18 protein-coding genes are annotated in these 21,697 nt (G+C 62.3%); 10 read left to right on the forward strand and 8 right to left on the reverse strand.

Annotation, left to right across the window (positions count from 1 at the left end; all coding sequences use genetic code 11):
* Positions 1 to 50: 50 nt before the first annotated feature.
* From pilP to HNE05_RS18090, 4 genes are read right to left on the reverse strand one after another with little or no spacing between them, the layout of a single operon-like run.
* Entirely contained in the window at positions 51 to 578 is a 528-nt protein-coding gene (pilP, locus tag HNE05_RS18075; protein ID WP_173209921.1) for a type 4a pilus biogenesis lipoprotein PilP, read from the reverse strand.
* Positions 575 to 1,198, reverse strand: coding sequence for a type 4a pilus biogenesis protein PilO (gene pilO / locus HNE05_RS18080; RefSeq protein WP_173209923.1), 624 nt, complete (start codon positions 1,196 to 1,198; stop codon positions 575 to 577). The genes pilP and pilO overlap by 4 nt, the downstream gene beginning before the upstream one ends.
* A complete protein-coding gene (locus HNE05_RS18085) occupies positions 1,198 to 1,821 on the reverse strand; it encodes a PilN domain-containing protein (RefSeq protein WP_173209925.1) in 624 nt (207 codons plus the stop codon). Before HNE05_RS18085 ends, pilO begins: the two co-directional genes overlap by 1 nt.
* Positions 1,821 to 2,885 (reverse strand): pilus assembly protein PilM, encoded by a 1,065-nt coding sequence (locus HNE05_RS18090; protein ID WP_173209927.1) that lies wholly within the window; start codon positions 2,883 to 2,885, stop codon positions 1,821 to 1,823. The genes HNE05_RS18085 and HNE05_RS18090 overlap by 1 nt, the downstream gene beginning before the upstream one ends.
* Positions 2,886 to 3,069: 184 nt before the next feature.
* Between HNE05_RS18090 and HNE05_RS18095 the strand changes: the two genes are divergently transcribed.
* A complete protein-coding gene (locus HNE05_RS18095; RefSeq protein ID WP_173209929.1) occupies positions 3,070 to 5,481 on the forward strand; it encodes a penicillin-binding protein 1A in 2,412 nt (803 codons plus the stop codon).
* A gap of 84 nt (positions 5,482 to 5,565) precedes the next feature.
* Here the strand turns inward: HNE05_RS18095 and HNE05_RS18100 are convergent, their stop codons facing one another.
* The 4 genes from HNE05_RS18100 to rpmE all read right to left on the reverse strand — a co-directional run bounded on the left by HNE05_RS18100 (position 5,566) and on the right by rpmE (position 9,404).
* On the reverse strand, positions 5,566 to 6,834 hold the full coding sequence (locus HNE05_RS18100; protein ID WP_173209931.1) for a malic enzyme-like NAD(P)-binding protein: 1,269 nt from the start codon (positions 6,832 to 6,834) through the stop codon (positions 5,566 to 5,568).
* Between the two features lie 94 nt (positions 6,835 to 6,928).
* Positions 6,929 to 8,362 (reverse strand): M48 family metalloprotease, encoded by a 1,434-nt coding sequence (locus tag HNE05_RS18105; protein ID WP_240008868.1) that lies wholly within the window; start codon positions 8,360 to 8,362, stop codon positions 6,929 to 6,931.
* 2 nt (positions 8,363 to 8,364) lie between these two features.
* Entirely contained in the window at positions 8,365 to 9,165 is an 801-nt protein-coding gene (locus HNE05_RS18110; RefSeq protein WP_173209935.1) for a thermonuclease family protein, read from the reverse strand.
* A gap of 26 nt (positions 9,166 to 9,191) precedes the next feature.
* Positions 9,192 to 9,404: a 50S ribosomal protein L31 gene (gene rpmE / locus HNE05_RS18115; RefSeq protein ID WP_173209937.1), complete on the reverse strand. Its 213-nt coding sequence runs from the start codon at positions 9,402 to 9,404 to the stop codon at positions 9,192 to 9,194.
* A gap of 160 nt (positions 9,405 to 9,564) precedes the next feature.
* Between rpmE and HNE05_RS18120 the strand changes: the two genes are divergently transcribed.
* From HNE05_RS18120 to phaC (HNE05_RS18160), 9 genes are all read left to right on the forward strand, one after another.
* Positions 9,565 to 11,784 (forward strand): primosomal protein N', encoded by a 2,220-nt coding sequence (locus HNE05_RS18120; protein ID WP_173209939.1) that lies wholly within the window; start codon positions 9,565 to 9,567, stop codon positions 11,782 to 11,784.
* Between the two features lie 157 nt (positions 11,785 to 11,941).
* Positions 11,942 to 13,681: an arginine--tRNA ligase gene (gene argS / locus HNE05_RS18125; protein WP_173209941.1), complete on the forward strand. Its 1,740-nt coding sequence runs from the start codon at positions 11,942 to 11,944 to the stop codon at positions 13,679 to 13,681.
* Complete coding sequence (locus HNE05_RS18130) at positions 13,682 to 14,371, forward strand: SPOR domain-containing protein (RefSeq protein ID WP_173209943.1); 690 nt, start codon at positions 13,682 to 13,684, stop codon at positions 14,369 to 14,371.
* A gap of 97 nt (positions 14,372 to 14,468) precedes the next feature.
* The gene (gene hslV, locus HNE05_RS18135; protein WP_160489431.1) at positions 14,469 to 14,999 is read left to right on the forward strand and encodes an ATP-dependent protease subunit HslV; all 531 of its coding nucleotides are present in this window, start codon (positions 14,469 to 14,471) and stop codon (positions 14,997 to 14,999) included.
* A gap of 27 nt (positions 15,000 to 15,026) precedes the next feature.
* Positions 15,027 to 16,367 carry an HslU--HslV peptidase ATPase subunit gene (gene hslU, locus HNE05_RS18140; RefSeq protein ID WP_173209946.1) on the forward strand — a complete coding sequence of 447 codons (1,341 nt, stop codon included), beginning with the start codon at positions 15,027 to 15,029 and terminating at the stop codon, positions 16,365 to 16,367.
* A 54-nt stretch (positions 16,368 to 16,421) separates the two neighbouring features.
* Positions 16,422 to 16,793, forward strand: a complete 372-nt coding sequence (locus HNE05_RS18145; protein WP_173209948.1) for a gamma-butyrobetaine hydroxylase family protein — start codon at positions 16,422 to 16,424, stop codon at positions 16,791 to 16,793.
* Between the two features lie 271 nt (positions 16,794 to 17,064).
* On the forward strand, positions 17,065 to 18,744 hold the full coding sequence (gene phaC / locus HNE05_RS18150) for a class II poly(R)-hydroxyalkanoic acid synthase (RefSeq protein WP_173209950.1): 1,680 nt from the start codon (positions 17,065 to 17,067) through the stop codon (positions 18,742 to 18,744).
* Between the two features lie 200 nt (positions 18,745 to 18,944).
* Positions 18,945 to 19,802, forward strand: a complete 858-nt coding sequence (gene phaZ, locus HNE05_RS18155) for a poly(3-hydroxyalkanoate) depolymerase (RefSeq protein ID WP_173209952.1) — start codon at positions 18,945 to 18,947, stop codon at positions 19,800 to 19,802.
* 156 nt (positions 19,803 to 19,958) lie between these two features.
* Positions 19,959 to 21,641, forward strand: coding sequence for a class II poly(R)-hydroxyalkanoic acid synthase (gene phaC / locus HNE05_RS18160; protein WP_173209954.1), 1,683 nt, complete (start codon positions 19,959 to 19,961; stop codon positions 21,639 to 21,641).
* Positions 21,642 to 21,697: the final 56 nt, after the last annotated feature.

Below are 21,697 nucleotides of genomic sequence, written 5' to 3' on the forward strand. Positions count from 1 at the left end.
CCTGTTCCATTCTGCAGATCTATAATTGTTTTTCATGATTGACCCCGCCATTAAGAGCGCTCTTTGAGAGTTAGACTGCGAGGACGCTCGAGCCATCCACCCTCACCATCGGGAACAATTTCAGTCACATCCACTTTTGCCTCGTCAATCAGGGTCACTCGACCGTGATTGCGCCCAAGATAGTCACCAACCTTTACTCGATGCACGCCACCCGCACCGCGAACCAGCGCATAGGTGGCGCCATCATTGGCCAAGGTTCCGACCATCTCGAAAGTTTCAATATTGAAGCCTTCTAGGAACTGACGAACGCGAGCCTCATCCGGCTTGATGTCCTTAGAGCCCTTTTGCTGCATAGCAAGATCAATTTTTATCGGCGGCTGGAACGGACTCCGGAGCGCAGCCGCACCATAAGTAAAAGCCTCATAGGGCTGAAACTTTGGCAAAGGCTCAATGGAGCCTTTAGGGCGAGCACGTTCCTGATCCATAAACGTTTGCAGGTCAGAAAAATCATTACCGCCCATGCAACCAGACAGAGTAAAAGTCACTAAACCGCTAAAGAACAAACGAACCGCAGTCATTTCTTCAGCTCCTGGTCGTTGTATCGATAGGTTTTCGCAAGAACACTCATACTCAACCGCGAAACACTATCCGCCTCAGCTGGTTTAATCTCGAAATCGTGCAGCGTCACAATTCGCGGCAGACTGGCAACACCACTGACAAATGTAGCCAGATCGTGATAACTGCCAACAACCGATATTTGAATTGGGAGCTCGATATAAAACTGCTGGATTACTTCCGGCTGAAGCTTGATCTCTTCGAACTCCAAGCCACTGCCCAAACCAGTCCTAGTAATGTCCTCAAGCAAACCCGGCACTTCAGTGTCACTGGGCAGCTGCCGTAGCAACGCACCAAATGACTCCTCCATTTCCTTCATCTGAACTTTGTAAGCATCCAAATTAGCGGCTTGAAAGGCCTTGCTGGAGAATTGCTGCTTCAGCGTTCCCTCTTCGGCACGTTTGACATCTAACTGCCCCTGCAAATCCTGCAGGTAAAAATAGTAACCAAACGCAACCGCACCAATCAGCAGAAATATGCAGGCTATCCCCTTAAGCGCAACAGGCCAGGAGCCAACATTGTTAAAATCAAGATCAGACAGATCGACCTTACGCAAGGACTCCAGAGACTCAGAAAGGCTCATTACTTTTTACCTCCTGCTTTGCCCTGTGTCTTTTTCTTGCCGCCCGTCTCGATAACAGCCTCTTCCTTAGCCTCTTCACCCGGCCGAGTCTGTTTGACAGTGAGTTTGAATACGTTGGCCTGATCGACCGCCCCAGCGGTAATTGCCTTGACCTCGGTCAGATTCGGCTCTTTAAGCCAATCCGAAGAGTCTAGGTTACGCATAAGGTTGGATACGCGGTTATTCGACTCTGCAGCGCCGGTTATGGCGATCGACTTACCAGTCATTTTCAGATTGGTGAAGAAAACCCCATCCGGCAGAGTCCGCACGAACTGGTCGAAAACTCGACCTATGATCGGACGATTACCCTGCAGATCCTGGATAATTTTCATCCGCTCCAGCAATTGCTCACGACGAGTCTTCAGCTCGCTGATTTCTTTGATTCGAGCATCGAGCACAGCAATTTCCTTGCGCACAAACTCGTTACGCGCAGTCTGCTGCTCAATGGCCGAGTTCAAATATTGACCGGCGAGAAATACCACGCCCGCCGAAACCACAAGCACACCACCAAGAGCCACCAGAAAACGCTGTTTGCGCTCTTCTCGCAGCTGTTCGCGCCAGGGAAGAAGGTTGATCCGTGCCATCAGTCAAAACTCCTCATCGCCAGACCACAGGCAATCATCAAGGACGGTGCGTCACTTGCCAGCGCACCCGCATTGACCTTGCCCCCCAGCGCCATATCGGCAAATGGGTTGGCAACCTGGGTAGGAGTACCGATCTTTTGCTGAATCAGTCGATCAAGATCTGGGATAGATGCCGTCCCGCCTGCAAGCAGGATGTAGTCGACATCATTGAACTGCCCGGCAGCGAAAAAGAACTGCAGCGAACGAGAAACCTGCTGCACTACAGCCTCCTTGAATGGCTGCAGCACTTCACTGTCGTAGTCATCCGGCAGGCCACCCTGCTTCTTGGCCAGGCCAGCCTCTTCTACCGACAGCCCGTAGCGCCGCTGAATTTCTTCAGTCAACTGACGACCACCAAACATCTGCTCACGGGTGTAGATGGTGCGTCCGTTGTGCAGAACACTCAGCGTTGTCATGGTCGCGCCGATATCGACTACTGCAACCGTCAGCTCGTCATGACCACTGCCCAACTGAGCGGCAAGCAAACCGTAGGCACGTTCAAGCGCATAGGCCTCGACATCGACGACCTTGGCAGTAAGCCCCGACAAAGCCAGGGCTGCCTCACGAACTTCGACGTTCTCTTTCCGGCAAGCCGCCAGCAGCACTTCGACGCGTTCGGGGTTACGCGCAGAAGCACCCTGAACCTCGAAGTCGATGGCAACCTCTTCCAGCGGATAGGGGATGTATTGGTCTGCTTCGATCTTCAGCTGATTTTCCAGCTCGTCATCGTTGAGACCGGACTCCATCTCGATCGTCTTGGTGATCACCGCAGAGCCGGCAACGGCAACGGCAACCGAACGCACACCGGTCTTGGCCTTGGCCAGCACCCGTGAAAGCGCCTGCCCGACACCTTCCAGTTCGGCAATGTTCTTTTCGACGACAGCATTTGGGGGGAGCGGCTCGACAGCGTAGGCCTCTACTTTGTAGCGGCTTCCTGAGCGACTCAATTCGAGGAGCTTGACCGAGGTCGAACTGATGTCGATCCCCAGAAGCGTGTTCGCTTTCTTATTGAAGAGCCCTAGCACGACCGATTTCCTATCTGCATCCGAGACTTACGGACTATTTATGTTTTTCCACATTAAATAGCAGTCTTGACAGAAGCGCAAATGGCTACCCTGCAAAAAAACCGCTTATAATGTGAACAGTTTTCCTCTTTTAGCACCAACCAGCGCTTAACCCATTCTTTTATCTGGAAATCCAAGAGCCCTAATGCGTCTGCTGAAGTTTTTCTGGTGGTCTTGCGTCGCCGTTTTTTGTGGGCTAACGCTCAGTTTCAGCGGCGCCTTCCTCTATCTTAGCCCCGGCCTGCCATCCGTCGAGTCACTGCGCAGCATCCAGCTACAGATTCCCCTCCGAGTCTATAGCAGCGATAACAAGCTGATTGCCGAGTTCGGCGAGATGCGCCGCTCGCCTATCCGCTTCGAGGACATCCCGCAGGATTTCATCCATGCGCTGCTGGCTGCCGAAGACGACAATTTCGCCAATCATTATGGCGTCGACTTCACCAGCCTGATGCGCGCTGCCACTCAGTTATTGTCGAGCGGACACATCCAGACTGGTGGCAGTACCATCACCATGCAGGTGGCGAAGAACTTCTTCCTCACCAACGAAAGAAGCTTTTCGCGCAAGATCAGCGAAATCCTCCTGGCGCTTCAGATAGAGCGAGAGCTGAGCAAGAACGAGATTTTCGAGCTCTACGTCAACAAGATTTATCTGGGCAACCGCGCCTACGGCATCGAGGCCGCCGCCCAGGTCTACTATGGCAAGTCGATCCGCGAAACCAGCCTAGCCCAGATGGCCATGATTGCAGGCTTGCCCAAGGCTCCGTCGCGCTACAACCCACTGATCAATCCCGAGCGCAGCATGGAGCGGCGCGACTGGATTCTCGGCCGTATGCTCAAGCTCGGCGCCATTGATCAGGCCCGCCATGACTCCGCCGTCGCGGAGCCTGTTGCTGTGCGGCACCATGTCCAGCCGCCAGAACTGAACGCGCCCTATATTGCTGAAATGGCCCGCGCAGAAATGGTCGGCCGCTATGGCAGTGATGCCTATACCGAAGGCTTCCGCGTCACCACCACCGCACCCGCAGCACTGCAAGAGGCCGCCAACCAGTCCCTGCATGACGGCCTGATCAGCTATGACCAGCGCCATGGCTACCGAGGTCCGGAAACCCGTCTACCCGGCCTGACCCGCGAGGCGTGGCTTCAGGAACTGAGCAAGCACAAAAGCATTGGCGGTCTGGAGCCGGTGATCGTTAGCCAGGTCGAGAAGAGTGGCATTCTGGTGCTCGACCGCAGCGGCCAGGAATCCCCTGTCGCCTGGGATAGCATGAAATGGGCACGCCAATTCCTCAACACCAACAGCCTGGGGCCACGCCCGCAGCAGCCAGCCGACGTGGTACAGATCGGCGACTTGGTGCGCGTCGAGCGCGAAGCCAAAGACAACAATCTGCTGTTCCGCCAGATTCCGGCCGCACAGAGCGCACTGGTCTCCCTCGACCCACAGAACGGCGCCATCCGCGCCCTAGTCGGCGGTTTCTCCTTCGAGCAGAGCAATTACAACCGCGCCGCCCAGGCCAAGCGCCAACCTGGATCCAGCTTCAAACCCTTCATCTATAGCGCCGCCCTCGACAGCGGCTTCACCGCCGCCAGCCTGGTCAACGATGCCCCCATCGTGTTCCAGGAAGCCGGCATGGATGAGGCCTGGCGCCCGAAGAACGACAACAACACCTTCCTCGGCCCGATCCGCCTGCGCGAGGCTTTGTACAAGTCGCGCAACCTGGTATCGATTCGCCTGCTGCAGACCATCGGTATCGACTACACCCTCAACTACATCAGCAACTTCGGCTTCAATAAGCAGGACTTGCCACGCAACCTGTCGCTGGCGCTCGGTACTGCCAACCTTACCCCGCTGGAAATCGCTACCGGCTGGACGGCTTTTGCCAATGGTGGCTACAAGATCCAGCCCTACCTGATCGAACGCATCGACAGCCGCGACGGCAAGGCATTGTTTGTCGCCAACCCGCCGCGCACGGCGATCAGTGCAAACAACCTGGAAGAGCAGAACGCTGTCGCGCTGTCGCAGGATCCCAACGCCGACATTGTCAAACCGGTAATTGCCGAACAGATCGTCGACGAGCGCACTGCCTACATCCTCACCAACATGCTGCAGGACGTGATCAAGCGCGGCACCGGCCGCCGCGCGCTGGCTATGGGACGTGGCGACCTGGCGGGCAAGACCGGCACCACCAACGAGTCCAAGGACAGCTGGTTCTCCGGCTATAACGCTGACTATGTCACCACTGTCTGGTCCGGTTTCGACCAGCCGGAGAGCCTCGGCCGCCATGAATACGGCGGCACCGTGGCGCTGCCGATCTGGATGAGCTACATGAGCGCAGCCCTCAAGGACAAACCGGAGCACTTGCCACCCGAGCCGGCTGGCCTGCTGACCCTGCGCATCGACCCAATGAGTGGCCGTGCCGCCTCACCCGGTGCGCCCGACGCCTACTTCGAGCTATTCAAGAGTGAAGACTCGCCGCCACCCACCAGCGAGCTGGATGGCCTGGCCATCCCCGGCAGCCCACTGCCGGCAGACGAAGCGGCGCCGATCGATCTGTTCTAAGCACTCACCATACTGAGCACCACAAACCGAACCGACGCCCAATAAAAAGCCCCGCAATCGCGGGGCTTTTTATTGGCTGAAGAATCAGCCGTTGAACACATCATCCACCGACTGCAGCGGATAGTGCTTCGGATACGGCAGACTGGCCACACCGCTCTCGATCGCGGCTTTGGCCACGGCATCGGCGATCACGGTGATCAGGCGGGCATCCAGCGGCTTCGGAATGATGTACTCACGACCGAAGGACAGTGAGATACCACCGTAGGCGTCACAGACGTCCTGCGGCACCGGCAGTTTGGCCAGATCACGCAGGGCCAGGGCGGCGGCGATCTTCATTTCTTCGTTGATGCGGGTCGCGCGAACGTCCAGGGCACCCCGGAAAATGAAGGGGAAACCAAGCACGTTGTTGACCTGGTTCGGGTAGTCCGAACGGCCGGTGGCCATGATCACATCCGGGCGCGCCTCGCGGGCCAGCTCCGGCTTGATTTCCGGATCCGGGTTGGAGCAAGCAAACACGATCGGGTCGCGTGCCATGCGCTTGAGGTCTTCAGGACTGAGCAGGTTGGCACCGGACAGACCGACGAACACGTCCGCACCATCCAGAGCCTCGGACAGCGTGCGCTTGTCGGTCTGGTGGGCGAATACCGCCTTGTACTGGTTGAGGTCGTCGCGCGCGGCGTGGATCACACCTTTGCGATCGAGCATGAAGATGTTCTCGACCTTGGCGCCCATGCTGACCAGCAATTTCATGCAGGAAATAGCCGCAGCGCCAGCACCGAGGCAGACGATCTTGGCTTCCGGCAGAGTCTTGCCAGCGATTTCCAGAGCGTTGAGCATGCCGGCCGCGGTGACGATGGCGGTACCGTGCTGGTCATCGTGGAATACCGGGATGTCACACTGTTCGATCAGCGCACGCTCGATCTCGAAGCACTCGGGTGCCTTGATGTCTTCGAGGTTGATGCCGCCGAAAGTGATGGAGATGCGCTTGACCGTGTCGATGAACGCCTGCGGGCTCTCGGAGTCGACTTCGATATCGAAGACGTCAATGCCGGCGAAACGCTTGAACAACACACCCTTGCCTTCCATCACCGGCTTGGAGGCCAGCGGGCCAAGGTTACCCAGCCCAAGGATTGCGGTGCCGTCGGAAATCACTGCCACCAGGTTACCCTTGCCGGTGTAGCGATAAGCCAGTTCGGCATCGCGGGCAATTTCGCGCACTGGCTCAGCCACACCTGGGCTGTAGGCCAGGGACAAATCGCGGGCGGTGGCAGTAGGCTTGGTCAGTTCCACACTCAGTTTGCCCGGACGGGGGTGAGCGTGGTACTCGAGAGCGGCAGTTTTCAGATCTGACATGTTGGCTATTTCCGCTTTTGCTATGAAACGCAGGCGAGCGAGCATACGCAAGAAGGCACCACCCCACAAGCCGACCAGCGGGGACCACAACGGCCTAACGTACCGTCTTCAGCCAGTCACCCGGGCTCGGCTGCCCCTCGGGATAGAGGCCATTGAGCAGGCGTAAGCGCACCAGCTGATCGCCCTCACCACTCATCTGCTTGCTCAACCCATCCAGACTCTGACCCGCCTTGAACTGCAGCAGGCGCAGTCGCCGCGGCTCGCTCAGGGCGCGCTCCTGCGCTCGCAGGGGACGGAAGCTGCGCACCACCTCAAGGAAACGCTCATCCTCGCTTTCCAGGGAGGCATGCCCCTTGACCGCGCCGATAAACAGGAAGGCCTGGCGCTCACGGGTGATCACCGCCACGCGCTTGGCTGCCGCGCCCGGCACAACGGCTGTCGCGACATCCAGGCCGGCCTGGCGGAAATTGTCTTGCTGCACCAGCTGCTGGCGCCCGGCCCGCTGCCGCAGGTACTGCTCGGCGCTCAGCGTCTTGGGCAGTGGCTCCAGACTCATGACCACGAACGCCTGCTGATCGGCACTGTGCACGATCAGCGCATCGGCGCGATTGATCAGCTCCCAGCCCTGCGGGAAGGCCAGGGTGAAATCCAGACCCGAATGATAGAAATGCTGGCCGCGGCGCACGCCGGCCTCGGCCGAATCGCCAAAGGGCATGCCGTCGATATGCTTCAGGTAGACATCCCGACCGACTTCGCCCTGCCCGGTGGCCAGCGGACTGGCTGCGGCCACCACCTGGCGCAGGCGGGTATCGTTGTCCGGGTGAGTGTCGAACAGACCATGGTAGCCAGCCGCTGGCACCTCCTGCCCCTTGGCCTGAGCCTGGTCGCGGGCGAAGTCTTCCTGACTCTTGAGCACCTTGACCACTTCGATCATCGCCTGCGGGTCATAGCCACTGCGCGCCAGGTACTGGGCACCGAGACCGTCGGCCTCCAGCTCCATGTCGCGGCCGTAACCGCTGACAAAGGCACCGCCCAAGGCATTGGTCAGATCGCCCGCGGCGCCGACGCCGGTGCCGATGGCCACGGCCTGACCGAGCAGCCCCCAGGCGGTCGACTGGCTCTGCTGGCGCACACTGTGGCGCGCCGTGACATGGCCGACTTCATGGCCGAGCACGGCTGCCAGTTCGGCTTCCGAACTGAGATAGGCCATCAATCCGCGGTGAATGTAGATATGCCCGCCCGGCAGAGCGAAGGCATTGATGTCCGGACTGTCGATCACCGTGAAGCTGTACTTCAGGTGACTGCGATGGCCGTAGCGGGCGACGCGCTCACCGACCTGCTGCACATAGGCCTGCAGCTTCTCGTCGGCGTAGCGCGGGTACTGCTTGCGGATCTCTTCGTTGTAGCGCTGGCCCAGCTCGATTTCCTGCTGCTCACTCATCATCACGAAGTCATTGCGTCCGGTCGCCGGATTGACCGCACAACCGACCAACTGACCCAGCAACAACAGCAGCAACGCAACACGCAAAGTCATGGAAACACCTCAAGCATGGCCGCATGGCTGAGCGACAACATCCAGCGTGCCTGCCCCGGTTTTACGCCGCCCTGGCGCGCCCGGTCAACCACCCAGCCGCGCACCTCGACCTGACGCCCGTCGAGGCGCTGCAGGGCGTCGACATCGAAGTAGCGCAACAGCTTGGGCGCCACCCGCAGCACCAACGGGCCGTCGAGTTCGAGCCACAGCCCGCCGCGATTACGCTGCACGCTCACCACGCGCCCGCGCACCAGGGCGAAGCCGCCGCGCTTGACTGCCGCAGGCGCGACCACCTGAGTCTGCCGCCACAGCCCGAGCCGCGCGCTGCGTGCCTGGCGCTCAGCCACCTGCTGACAGTCAACCAACCCGCTATCCGGAGCGAACGCCACCCGATAGGCCAGGCCCTCGGCCAGCAGTTGCGCTTCCAGATTACGCCCAGCGACATCGTAGGCATGGGCCAGGGTACGCCCGTAGTGATCGCGCGCCGGTTCCCCCTGGCGCAGGCCGACCCGCCCGTCATTGGCCGCGACCAACGCCTGCAAACGCTTACGCGCCGCCTCGGCGAAAGGCTCGGCCGGACGCCCGTCGCGAGCGCGCTCGGGCGCATTCAGGCCGATCAGCCGCACACTGCGGCCATCGGTCAGGCGCAGGGTATCGCCGTCCACCACCCGCTCGACCTTGGCCTGCGGCAGCTTGCCTGGCGCAGGGCACAACGCCCATACCGGGACAACCAGGAAGACGGAAACGAAAAAGGCGCCCACTAGGGACGCCTTTTTCAGCAGCGCGGAATAACCCATCAGGTCTTCCGTGACAGCTCGGCCGCTTACTTGGCGCCGAACATGCCGAAGCGCTGCTTGAAGCGGTCAACACGGCCGCCGGTATCCAGCATTTTCTGCTTGCCGGTGTAGAACGGGTGGCACTCGGAGCAGACGTCCAGGCTCATCGGCTTGCACAGGGTGGAACGGGTCTTGATCACGTTGCCACAGCTGCAGGTTGCAACCATTTCTTCGTACTGGGGATGGATTTCGGCTTTCATCGCACTTTCCTCGGTTGGTGTGCCGCCACTTGGCTGGTTGCCAAGTACCGCACGGAAATAGGCCGCGGATCATACCAGAGCGCGTTATCTGCGCAAGTCGCCGGTAAATCTCGGCGACGTGTGGCCGTGTTAGCATCGCCGCGTTCACTGGGAGCCTGCTGTGCCCGACACCATTCTACGCCTCGCCCTGCCCTCGCCACTGCGCCGCCTGTTCGACTACCGCGCCCCCGCCGGCGTGCCGCGCAGCGCCCTGCAGCCGGGCATGCGCCTGCGCGTGCCGTTCGGTCGCCGCGAGATGATCGGCGTGCTGATCGAAGTGGTCGAACACAGCGAAGTGCCCCTGGACAAGCTCAAACCGGCCCTGGAACTGCTCGACCGCCGCACGCCGCTGCCGCCGGCACTGTTCAAGCTGTGTTTATGGACCGCGCAGTATTACCAGCACAGCCTCGGTGACACCCTCAGCTGGGCCCTGCCGGTGTTGCTACGCCAGGGCGAGCCGGCAGAAGCGCGCCAGGAGCGCTTCTGGCACGCAGCCCCAGGCGCCGACCTCAATGACCCGCGCCTGGCCCGCGCACCGCGCCAGCGCGAGGCCCTGCGCACTCTGGCCCAGCACCCGCATGGCGTGGCGCACAGCCTGCTGAGCAAGTTGCTGCTGAACAAGGACAGCCTCGATCTGCTGCTGGAGAAGGGCCTGGTGCAGGTCGAAGTGCGCCGCAGCGCCCCGCTGGTGCGCCACGGCGGCTGGCTGGCGCAGCCGGAGCTGCCGCTGAATGCCGAGCAGCGCGCCGCCTTCACCGCCATCCAGTCGGGCATGTATGACTTTGGCGCCTATCTGCTCTATGGCGTCACCGGCAGCGGCAAGACCGAGGTCTACCTGCAGCTGATCCACCAATGCCTGGAAGCCGGCAAGCAGGCGCTGGTGCTGATCCCGGAGATCAACCTCGGCCCGCAGACCCTCGAACGCTTCGCCCGGCGCTTCAATGCACGCATCGCCCTGCTGCACTCCGGAGTCAACGACCGCGAGCGCCTGGACGCCTGGCTGGCGGCGCGCGATGGCGAGGCGGATATCGTCATCGGCACCCGTTCCGCGCTGTTCACCCCGCTAAAGAATCCGGGGCTGATCATCATCGACGAGGAGCACGACGCCTCCTATAAGCAGCAGGAAGGCCTGCGCTACCACGCTCGCGACCTGGCCCTGGTGCGCGCCCGCCAGGAGAACCTGCCGATCGTCCTCGGCTCCGCCACGCCATCGCTGGAAAGCCTGCACAACGCCCACGCCGGCCGCTACGCCCTGCTCAAGCTCAACCAGCGCGCCGGCGGTGCCCAGCCGCCGCGCTTCCTGCGCCTGGACGTGAAGAGCCTGCCGCTCGACTCCGGTATTTCCGGCCCGCTGCAACAGGCCATCGGCCAGACCTTGGCCGCCGGCCAGCAGGTGCTGGTGTTCCTCAACCGCCGCGGTTTCGCCCCGACCCTGCTGTGTCACGATTGCGGCTGGATCAGCCAGTGTCAGCGCTGCGATGCACGGATGACCCTGCACCAGCGCTCTGGCGAATTGCGCTGCCACCACTGCGGACATGCCGAACGCCCGCCACGGCAGTGCCCGGACTGCGCCAAGGTCGACCTGCGTCCGGTCGGCGCCGGCACCGAGCGCGCCGAGGAGCGCCTGAACATCCTCTTCCCCAACTTCCCAGTGCTGCGCATCGACCGTGACACCACGGCGCGCAAGGGCACCATGGACAAGCTGTTCAGCACCATCACCCGTGGCGAGCCGTGCATCCTGGTCGGCACGCAGATGCTCGCCAAGGGCCACCACTTCCCGCGCGTCACCCTGGTGGCAATCCTCGACGCCGACGGCGGCCTGTACTCCGCGGATTTTCGCGCCAGCGAGCGCATGGCCCAGCTGATCGTCCAGGTCGCCGGCCGCGCCGGACGGGCCGAGGAACCGGGCAAGGTGATCATCCAGTCGCATCTGGCCGACCACCCGCTGCTGGTCCAGCTCACCGAGCAGGGTTACCCGGCCTTCGCCGAGCAGGCGCTGAGCGAGCGCCGTGGCGCCGGCCTGCCGCCCTTCGCCCACCTCGCCCTGCTGCGCGCCGAAGCGCACAAGCCGGGCCAGGCCGAAGGCTTTCTCGATGAGGCCTGCAGCTACGCCGAACAGCTGCAGCAGGAGCTACGCCTGCCCGCCATCGAGCTGCTCGGCCCGGTCCCGGCACCGATGGAACGCCGCGCCGGCCGCCATCGCGCCCAGCTGCTACTGCAGTCCAGCAGCCGCGTGCCCCTGCACAAGCTGCTGGCCGCCTGGTTGCCGATTCTCGAAGCGATGCCCGGTGGGCGCGCCGTGCGCTGGTCGCTGGATATCGACCCGATCGACCTGTTCTGAGGCCGGATCTTGTGCTGCCAGACAGGCCGTAGCCCGGATGAAATCCGGGGCACAAACCTCCCGGATTTCATCCGGGCTACGGGCAAAGCTTGAAGCACTGCCCTCCAGCCGCGGATAATGCCCAGTTTTCGACCCGCCACGGCCGACCGAGCAGACCATGAAAGACAACATTCGCCACCTGATCCAGCAAGCCTTGACCCGCCTCACCGCCGAGGGCGTGCTGCCCGAGGGCCTGAGCCCGGTGATCCAAGTGGAGAACACCAAGGACAAGAGCAACGGCGACTTCGCCAGCAACATCGCCATGATGCTGGCCAAACCGGCCGGCATGAAGCCGCGCGAGCTGGCCGAGAAACTGGTCGCCGCGCTGCCCGCCGATGCCGAGGTGAGCAAAGTGGATATCGCCGGCCCCGGCTTCCTCAACTTCTTCCAGAACAGCGACGCCCTGGCCCAGCGCCTGGAAGCAGCGCTGGCCGACGCCCAGCTCGGCGTGCGCAAGGCCGGCCCGGCGCAGCGCGTGGTGGTCGACCTGTCGGCGCCCAACCTGGCCAAGGAAATGCACGTCGGCCATCTGCGCTCGACCATCATCGGCGACGGCGTGGCGCGCGTGCTGGAATTCCTCGGCGACACCGTGATCCGGCAGAACCACGTCGGCGACTGGGGTACCCAGTTCGGCATGCTCCTGGCCTATATGCAGGAAAACCCGGCGGCGGCCGAAAGCGAGCTGGCCGACCTGGAGAACTTCTACCGCGCGGCGAAGAAGCGCTTCGACGAATCGCCCGAATTTGCCGACCGCGCCCGTGAGCTGGTGGTTCAGCTGCAAGCCGGCGACGCCGAGTGCCTGCGCCTGTGGCACCGCTTCAACGATATTTCCCTGAGCCACTGCCAGGCCCTGTACGACCGCCTCGGGGTTAAACTCTCCATGGCCGACGTCAAGGGCGAGAGCGCCTACAACGACGACCTGGCCAACGTGGTCGCCGACCTCAAGGCCAAAGGCCTGCTCAGCGAAAGCGATGGCGCCCAGTGCGTGTTCATGGACGAGTTCAAAAACGCCGAAGGCAACCCGCTGCCGCTGATCGTGCAGAAGGCCGGCGGCGGCTACCTCTACGCCACCACCGACCTGGCCGCCACCCGCTACCGCGCCAATGTATTGAAAGCCGACCGCGCCCTGTACTTTGTCGACCAGCGCCAGGCCCTGCACTTCCAGATGGTCTTCAGCGCCGCGCGCCTGGCCGGCTTCGTGCCTGCCGACATGCAGCTCGAGCACATGGGCTTCGGCACCATGAACGGCGCCGACGGCCGCCCGTTCAAGACCCGCGACGGCGGCACGGTGAAGCTGGTCGACCTGATCAATGAAGCCGAAGAGCGCGCCTACGCCCTGGTCAAGGGCAAGAACCCCGAGCTGGACGAAGCCGAGCTGCGCCAGATCGCCCGCGCCGTAGGCGTGGGTGCGGTGAAATACGCCGACCTGTCCAAGCACCGCACCAGCGACTACAGCTTCAACTTCGAGCTGATGCTGAGCTTCGAGGGCAACACCGCGCCCTACCTGCTGTACGCCTACACCCGCGTGGCCAGCGTGTTCCGCAAGCTGGGCAAGAGCGTCGAGGAAATCGGCGGACAGATCAGCCTGGGCGCCGAGCAGGAACAAGCCCTGGCCGGCAAGCTGGCGCAGTTCGCCGACGTGCTCAACGGCATCGCCGACAAGGGCACCCCGCACCTGCTGTGCGCCTACCTGTACGACCTGGCCGGGCTGTTCTCCAGCTTCTACGAGAACTGCCCGATCCTCAGTGCCGAAGACGAGGCCGTGCGCAACAGCCGCCTGCGCCTTGCTGCGCTGACCGGCCGCACCCTCAAGCAGGGCCTGCAGCTGCTCGGCCTGGACACCCTGGAGCGCATGTAAGTGGCAGCGAAGAAGAAGCCAGCCCCCAAGCGCGGCGCCAGTCGCTACCAGGCCCCGGCGAAAAGCCCGGTGCCAGGTTGGGTGTGGCTGGCCTGCGGCCTGGTGATCGGCGGTTTCATGGTGTTCCTGTTCAGCCTCGAACCGGGCCGCGATGACGTCAAGCGCGCCAAGCCCGAAGACGCCCAGCGCCCGAGCGGCGCGCCGGCCACGACTCAGGCCAAGCCACAAAGCAAGCCAGAAGCGGTCAAGCCCAAGTACGACTTCTACACCCTGTTGCCGGAATCCGAAGTCATCGTGCCGCCGGAGGCCTTGCCGACCGAAAAACAGGCCGCCGAAAGCAAGCCGGTCACCCCGGAAGAAGCAGCGAAGATCGACGCCGCCCGCGCCGAGGCCCTGCTCAATGGCCAGACCCCGCCGCCACCGCCGGTAATCGCCAAGGCACCAGCCAGGACCCTGTTCTTCCTCCAGGCAGGCTCGTTCCGCAAACAGGACGATGCCGACAAGGTGCGCGCGCAGATCATCCTGCTTGGCCAGAACGTGCAGGTGGAGTCCGGCACCGTGCGCGAGGAAACCTGGTACCGCGTGCTGGTCGGTCCCTACGCCAACCGCGAGCAGCTGGCCAGCGCGCAGAAACAGCTGGCTGGCAGCGGTTTCAGCAATCTGCTGTTACAGCAGCGCCAGTCACGTTGATCGCCAATTTGTGACCGCCCGGTTGAAAAGCCGGGCCGCTCACCCCATCTGATTCTCCATCCGGGCAACTTCGCCCCGCTGTGTGGAGACTCTCCCCTTGACCACCATCGTTTCAGTGCGCCGCAACGGCAAAGTCGTCATGGGCGGCGACGGCCAGGTATCGCTCGGCAATACCGTGATGAAAGGCAATGCCAAGAAAGTCCGGCGCCTGTACCACGGCCAGGTGCTGGCCGGCTTCGCCGGCGCCACCGCCGACGCCTTCACCCTGTTCGAGCGCTTTGAAGGCCAGCTGGAGAAACACCAGGGTCATCTGGTGCGTGCCGCCGTCGAGCTGGCCAAGGACTGGCGTACCGATCGCAGCCTGAGCCGCCTGGAAGCCATGCTGGCGGTGGCCAACAAGGACGCCTCGCTGATCATTACCGGCAACGGTGACGTGGTTGAGCCCGAGCAGGGCCTGATCGCCATGGGCTCCGGCGGCGGCTTCGCCCAGGCCGCAGCAATGGCCCTGCTGCAGAAAACCGACTTGAGCGCCCGTGAAATCACCGAAACCGCGTTGAACATTGCCGGTTCCATCTGTGTCTTCACTAACCAGAATCTAACTATCGAAGAAGAAGACTGCGCTGAATAAGCGCGTCTTTTTCTGGAGCAAACCTGCATGTCCATGACTCCCCGCGAGATCGTTTCCGAGCTCAACCGCCACATCATCGGCCAGGACGACGCCAAGCGCGCCGTGGCTATCGCCCTGCGCAACCGCTGGCGGCGCATGCAGCTGCCGGCCGAGCTGCGCGCCGAGGTGACACCGAAGAACATCCTGATGATCGGTCCTACCGGCGTCGGCAAGACCGAGATCGCCCGGCGCCTGGCCAAGCTGGCCAATGCACCGTTCATCAAGGTAGAAGCGACCAAGTTCACCGAGGTGGGCTATGTCGGCCGTGACGTCGAGTCGATCATTCGTGACCTCGCCGACGCCGCCATCAAGCTGCTGCGTGAGCAGGAAATCGTCCGCGTCCAGCACCGTGCCGAAGACGCCGCCGAGGAACGCATCCTCGATGCCCTGCTGCCACCGGCGCGCACCGGCTTCAATGAGGACCCGGCGCCGAGCCAGGACTCCAACACCCGCCAACTGTTCCGCAAGCGCCTGCGCGAAGGCCAACTGGACGACAAGGAAATCGACATCGAGGTGGCCGAACAGCCGGCCGGCGTCGAGATCATGACCCCGCCGGGCATGGAGGAGATGACCAACCAGCTGCAGAGCCTGTTCGCCAACCTCGGCAAGGGCAAGAAGAAGAGCCGCAAGCTCAAGGTCAAGGAAGCGCTCAAACTGGTGCGCGACGAGGAAGCCGCGCGCCTGGTCAACGAGGAAGAACTCAAGGCCAAGGCCCTGGAAGCGGTGGAACAGAACGGCATCGTGTTCATCGACGAGATCGACAAGGTCGCCAAGCGCGGCAATGTCGGCGGCGCCGATGTCTCGCGCGAAGGCGTGCAGCGCGACCTGCTTCCGTTGATCGAAGGCTGCACGGTCAACACCAAGCTGGGCATGGTCAAGACCGACCACATCCTGTTCATCGCCTCCGGCGCCTTCCACCTGAGCAAGCCGAGCGACCTGGTGCCCGAACTGCAGGGCCGCCTGCCGATCCGCGTCGAGCTCAAGGCCCTGTCGCCGCAGGACTTCGAACGCATCCTCACCGAGCCGCACGCCGCGCTGACCGAACAGTACACCGCGCTGCTGAACACCGAAGGACTGCAGATCGAGTTCCTCCAGGACGGCATCAAGCGCATCGCCGAGATCGCCTGGCAGGTCAACGAGAAGACCGAGAACATCGGTGCACGCCGCCTGCACACCCTGCTCGAACGCCTGCTCGAAGAAGTCTCCTTCAGCGCCGGCGACCTGGCCGGCCAGCAGAACGGCGCGCCGATCCGCATCGACGCCGCCTACGTCAACAGCCACCTCGGCGAGCTAGCACAGAACGAAGACCTGTCGCGCTATATCCTCTAAGGTTGCGGGTGGATAATGCCCAGCGTTATCCACCCGTTACCCGGAAGCCCCTCCATGCGCATGCCCACCGCGATCAAACTGCACAAGGCGTCGAAGACCCTCGAGCTACAGTACGACGCGCACAGCTATACCCTCAGCGCCGAATTCCTCCGCGTGCACTCGCCCTCGGCCGAGGTGCAGGGCCACGGCAAGCCCATCCTGCAAACGGGCAAGCTCCACGTCGGCCTGAACAGCCTGGAGCCGGCCGGCAACTACGCACTGAAACTGTGCTTCGACGACGGTCATGACAGCGGATTGTTCACTTGGGACTATCTTTATCAACTGGCGACCCGCCACGACGAACTCTGGGCCGACTACCTCGCGCAACTGGCCAAGGCCGGAAAAGGCCGCGACCCAAACGAGTCCATCGTCAAGCTGATGCTCTAGCCTGCGCCTGCCGTCATACGCATTACATGGTTAGGGCGCACTTTCTAATGCACCCGGGCATACTGCCGCGCGCTGTGCAATCAGGATTAGCGAACTTGCGCAAAAGCGGAAACTCGGGTAACCAAGGAACTGGCAAGTTCCATGCATTTGGCAAAGCCAAATGTTGAGAAATCGCGGAAAACCTCCGCAACCGGTAACCCGAGCAGTACCAGCCCCTCGCCCTGTGTCAGCGTGCAGGTATTCGTCTCAGGACAATGGAGCGTCGTAGAAGATGACCAACAAGAACAACGAAGATTTGAAGCAGCAGGCCTCGGAAAGTACCTTGGGTCTCAACCCGGTTATTGGCTTGCGTGGCAAGGACATCCTGAGCTCTGCCCGCATGGTGCTGGCCCAAGCACTGAAGCAACCCTTCCACAGCGCCAAACATGCCACCCATTTCGTCTTCGAGCTGAAGAACGTTCTGCTCGGACAATCGGAACTGACCCCCGAGGAAGGCGACCGTCGTTTCGCCGACCCGGCATGGAGCCAGAACCCGCTGTACCGCCGCTACCTGCAGACCTACCTGGCCTGGCGCAAGGAACTGCATGAGTGGATCGAGGACAGCAACCTCACCGAACAGGACACCAGCCGCGGTCACTTCGTCATCAACCTGTTGACCGAAGCCATGGCGCCGACCAACAGCATGGCCAACCCGGCCGCGGTCAAACGCTTCTTCGAAACCGGCGGCAAGAGCCTGCTCGACGGCCTGTCGCACCTGGCCAAGGACATCGTGCACAACGGTGGCATGCCCAGCCAGGTCAACATGGATGCCTTCGAAGTCGGCAAGAACCTCGCCACCAGCGATGGTGCCGTAGTGTTCCGCAATGACCTGCTGGAACTGATCCAGTACAAGCCGATCACCGAGCAGGTGCAGGAGCGCCCACTGCTGGTGGTGCCGCCGCAGATCAACAAGTACTACGTCTTCGACCTGTCGCAGGAAAAGAGCGTCGCCCGCTTCCTCCTGCGCAACGGCATCCAGACCTTCGTGGTCAGCTGGCGCAACCCGACCAAGGCTCAGCGCGAGTGGGGCCTGTCGAGCTACATCGAGGCGCTCAAGGAAGCCATCGAGGTGGTTCTGGCGATCACCGGCAGCAAGGACCTGAACATGCTCGGCGCCTGCTCCGGCGGCCTGACCACAGCCTCCCTGCTCGGCCACTACGCCGCCATCGGCGACCAGAAAGTACATGCCCTGACCCTGCTGGTCAGCGTACTCGACACCAAACTCGACACCCAGGTCGCCCTGTTCGCCGACGAGAAAACCCTCGAGGCTGCCAAGCGCCGCTCCTATCAGTCCGGCGTACTGGAAGGCAGCGACATGGCCAAGGTATTCGCCTGGATGCGCCCGAACGACCTGATCTGGAATTACTGGGTCAACAACTACCTGCTCGGCAACGAGCCGCCGGTGTTCGACATCCTCTACTGGAACAACGACACCACGCGCCTGCCGGCCGCCCTGCACGGCGAATTCATCGAGATGTTCAAGACCAACCCGCTGACCCGCGCCGGTGCGCTGGAAGTCTGCGGTACGCCGATCGACCTCAAGCAGGTCACCTGCGACCTGTTCTGCCTGGCCGGCACCACCGACCACATCACCCCGTGGGACGCCTGCTACAAGTCGGCGCACCTGTTCGGCGGCAAGGTTGACTTCGTGCTGTCCAACAGCGGGCATATCCAGAGCATTCTCAACCCGCCAGGCAACCCCAAGGCACGCTACATGACCAACACCGAGATGCCGCTTGACCCGCGCGCCTGGCAGGCCAGCGCCACCAAGCACGCTGACTCCTGGTGGCTGCACTGGCAGACCTGGCTGGCTGATCGCTCGGGCAAACTGAAGAAATCACCCACCAGCCTCGGCAACAAGGCTTATCAGCCTGGCGAGGCCGCTCCCGGCACTTACGTACACGAGCGCTAAGCATTTGCCCCACGCCATAACCAACAACAGCACCATTTGCACCGCTGCACCTTGCGCAGTACTGCCCGCGGCACTTGGAAGTGCCGCTCACCGCTCCGGAGCCGTATGGCCGGAGCAGTGCCTGCCCACCCTCCCGGTGGGTCACTGGAGAGCCGCTTTGGATGTCGGCTCGCCACGGATCAAACCATAGGGCTCAGCGCATGCCGCAACCTTTCGCATTCCGTACCATCGAACTGGATGGCCAGACCATCCGCACGGCGGTCCGTCCCGGCAACAGCAAGCTCACACCTCTGCTGATCTTCAACGGCATTGGTGCCAACCTCGAGTTGGTCATGCCTTTCGTCCAGGCCCTCGACCCGGAACTGGAAGTCATCGCCTTCGATGTCCCCGGCGTCGGCGGCTCGTCGACACCGAATACGCCCTATCGCTTCCCCGGCCTGGCCAAGCTGGCCGCACGCATGCTCGACTACCTGGACTACGGCCAGGTCAATGCCATCGGCGTGTCCTGGGGCGGGGCACTGGCTCAGCAGTTTGCCCACGACTACCCCGAGCGCTGCAAGAAACTGGTGCTCGCCGCCACCTCCGCTGGCGCCATCATGGTGCCGGGCAAGCCCAAGGTGCTCTGGCGCATGGCCAGCCCGCGTCGTTATATCCAGCCGTCATATGGCGTGCATATCGCCCCGGACATCTACGGTGGCGCCTTCCGCCGCGACCCCAAACTGGCCCTGGCGCACGCCAGCAAGGTCCGCTCGGGCGGCAAGATGGGTTACTACTGGCAGCTGTTTGCTGGCCTCGGCTGGACCAGCATCCATTGGCTACATCGAATCAAGCAGCCTACGCTGGTACTGGCGGGCGATGATGACCCGCTGATTCCACTGGTCAACATGCGCCTGCTGGCGTGGCGCATCCCCAACTCCGAGTTCCACATCATCGACGATGGGCACCTGTTCCTGGTGACCCGTGCCGAGGCCGTGGCGCCGATTATCATGAAGTTCCTCGAGGAGGAACGGCGCCGTGCCGTGATGCACCCACAACCCATGCCTATTCGCGGTCACTGATCGCACAACTGTAGTGCTGCCCCGGCAGGCTTGCCCCCATACAGGGCCCCGCCGGACTAAATGGATTTTCGCGCGGCAGTCTGGAATGCCTTCCGGCGCGCCTTGGTACAAGCCTTGCTGTCATTTGCGTGACAGTTTGACGACGGAGCCTGCCTCATGCGTGAAAAGACTGCACCGGGATCCCTGCCGGTACCCGCAAACTTCATGAACGCGCAGAGTGCCATGGTTGGCCTGCGCGGCCGTGATCTGTTCTCCACCCTGCGCACCCTGGCTTTCCAGGGCTTGCGCCAACCCGTGCACAGCGCCCGCCACGCCTTTGCGTTCGGCAAGCAACTCGGCCGCGTGATGCTGGGCGACACGCTGCACAAACCCAACCCGCAGGATGCTCGCTTCAGCGATCCGACCTGGCAGCTCAACCCGTTCTACAGCCGCAGCCTGCAGGCCTATCTGACCTGGCAGAAGCAGCTCAAGGCGTGGATCGACGAAAGCGACCTGTCGCCGGATGATCGGACCCGCGCGCACTTCCTGTTCTCGCTGCTCAATGACGCCATCGCCCCCTCCAATAGCCTGCTCAATCCGCAGGCGATCAAGGAGCTGTTCAATACCGGCGGCAGCAGCGTGCTGCGCGGTGCGCGGCATATGCTCGACGACCTGCTGCACAACAGCGGGCTACCCAGCCAAGTCAGCAAGCAGGCCTTCGAGGTCGGGCGCAACCTGGCCACCACAACCGGCGCCGTGGTGTTCCGCAGTGAAATGCTGGAGCTGATCCACTACAAGCCGATGAGTGAAAAGCAGTTCGCCACACCGCTGCTGGTCGTCCCGCCGCAGATCAACAAGTACTACATTTTCGATCTCAGTCCGGAAAAGAGCTTTATTCAGTACTGCCTGAAGAATGACCTGCAAACCTTCGCCATCAGCTGGCGCAACCCGGACGCGCGCCATCGCGAGTGGGGTCTGTCGAGCTACGTGCAGGCCCTCGAAGAAGCCAGCGAAGTCTGCCGCGCGATTACCGGCAGCAAAGAAGTCAACCTGATCGGCGCCTGTGCCGGCGGCCTCACCATCGCGGCCCTGCAAGGCCACCTGCAGGCCAAGAAGCAGCTGCGCAAGATCGGCTGCGCCACTTACCTAGTCAGCCTGCTGGACAGCCAGGTCGACAGCCCAGCGATGCTGTTTGCCGACGAACAGACCCTGGAGTCGGCCAAGCGCCGCTCCTACCAGAGCGGCGTGCTGGATGGTCGCGACATGGCCCGGGTGTTTGCCTGGATGCGCCCCAACGACCTGATCTGGAACTACTGGGTCAATAACTACCTGCTCGGCAAAGAGCCGCCGGCGTTCGACATCCTGTTCTGGAACAACGACAACACCCGCCTACCGGCGGCCCTGCATGGCGACCTGCTCGAGCTGTTCAAGCACAACCCGCTGACCCGCAGCGGCGCCATGGAAATCTGCGGCAGCCCCATCGACATGAGCAAGGTCAACCTGGACAGCTTCAGTGTGGCCGGCATCAACGACCACATCACGCCTTGGGAGTCGGTGTATCGCTCGGCCTTGCTGCTGGGCGGCAACCGTCGCTTCGTACTGTCCAACAGCGGGCATATCCAGAGCATCCTCAACCCGCCGGGCAACCCCAAAGCCACCTTCATGGAAAACGGCAAGCTCAGCTCCGACCACCGCGCCTGGTACTACGACGCGAAGAAGCTTGAAGGCAGCTGGTGGCCCGCGTGGCTGGAGTGGATTCAACAGCGCTCGGGGGAGCGGCACGAGACGCAGGTCGCCATCGGCAACAGCAAATACCCCGCCATGGAAGCCGCGCCCGGCACCTATGTGCATATACGCTGAAGCTCAGTGAAAACGACTGGCCGAGCAGCGCTCGGCCGGTTATCGTCAAAGCCCCG

Origin of the sequence: Pseudomonas campi, from assembly GCF_013200955.2 — a bacterium.
In the GTDB taxonomy this organism is placed as follows: Bacteria; Pseudomonadota; Gammaproteobacteria; order Pseudomonadales; family Pseudomonadaceae; genus Aquipseudomonas; species Aquipseudomonas campi.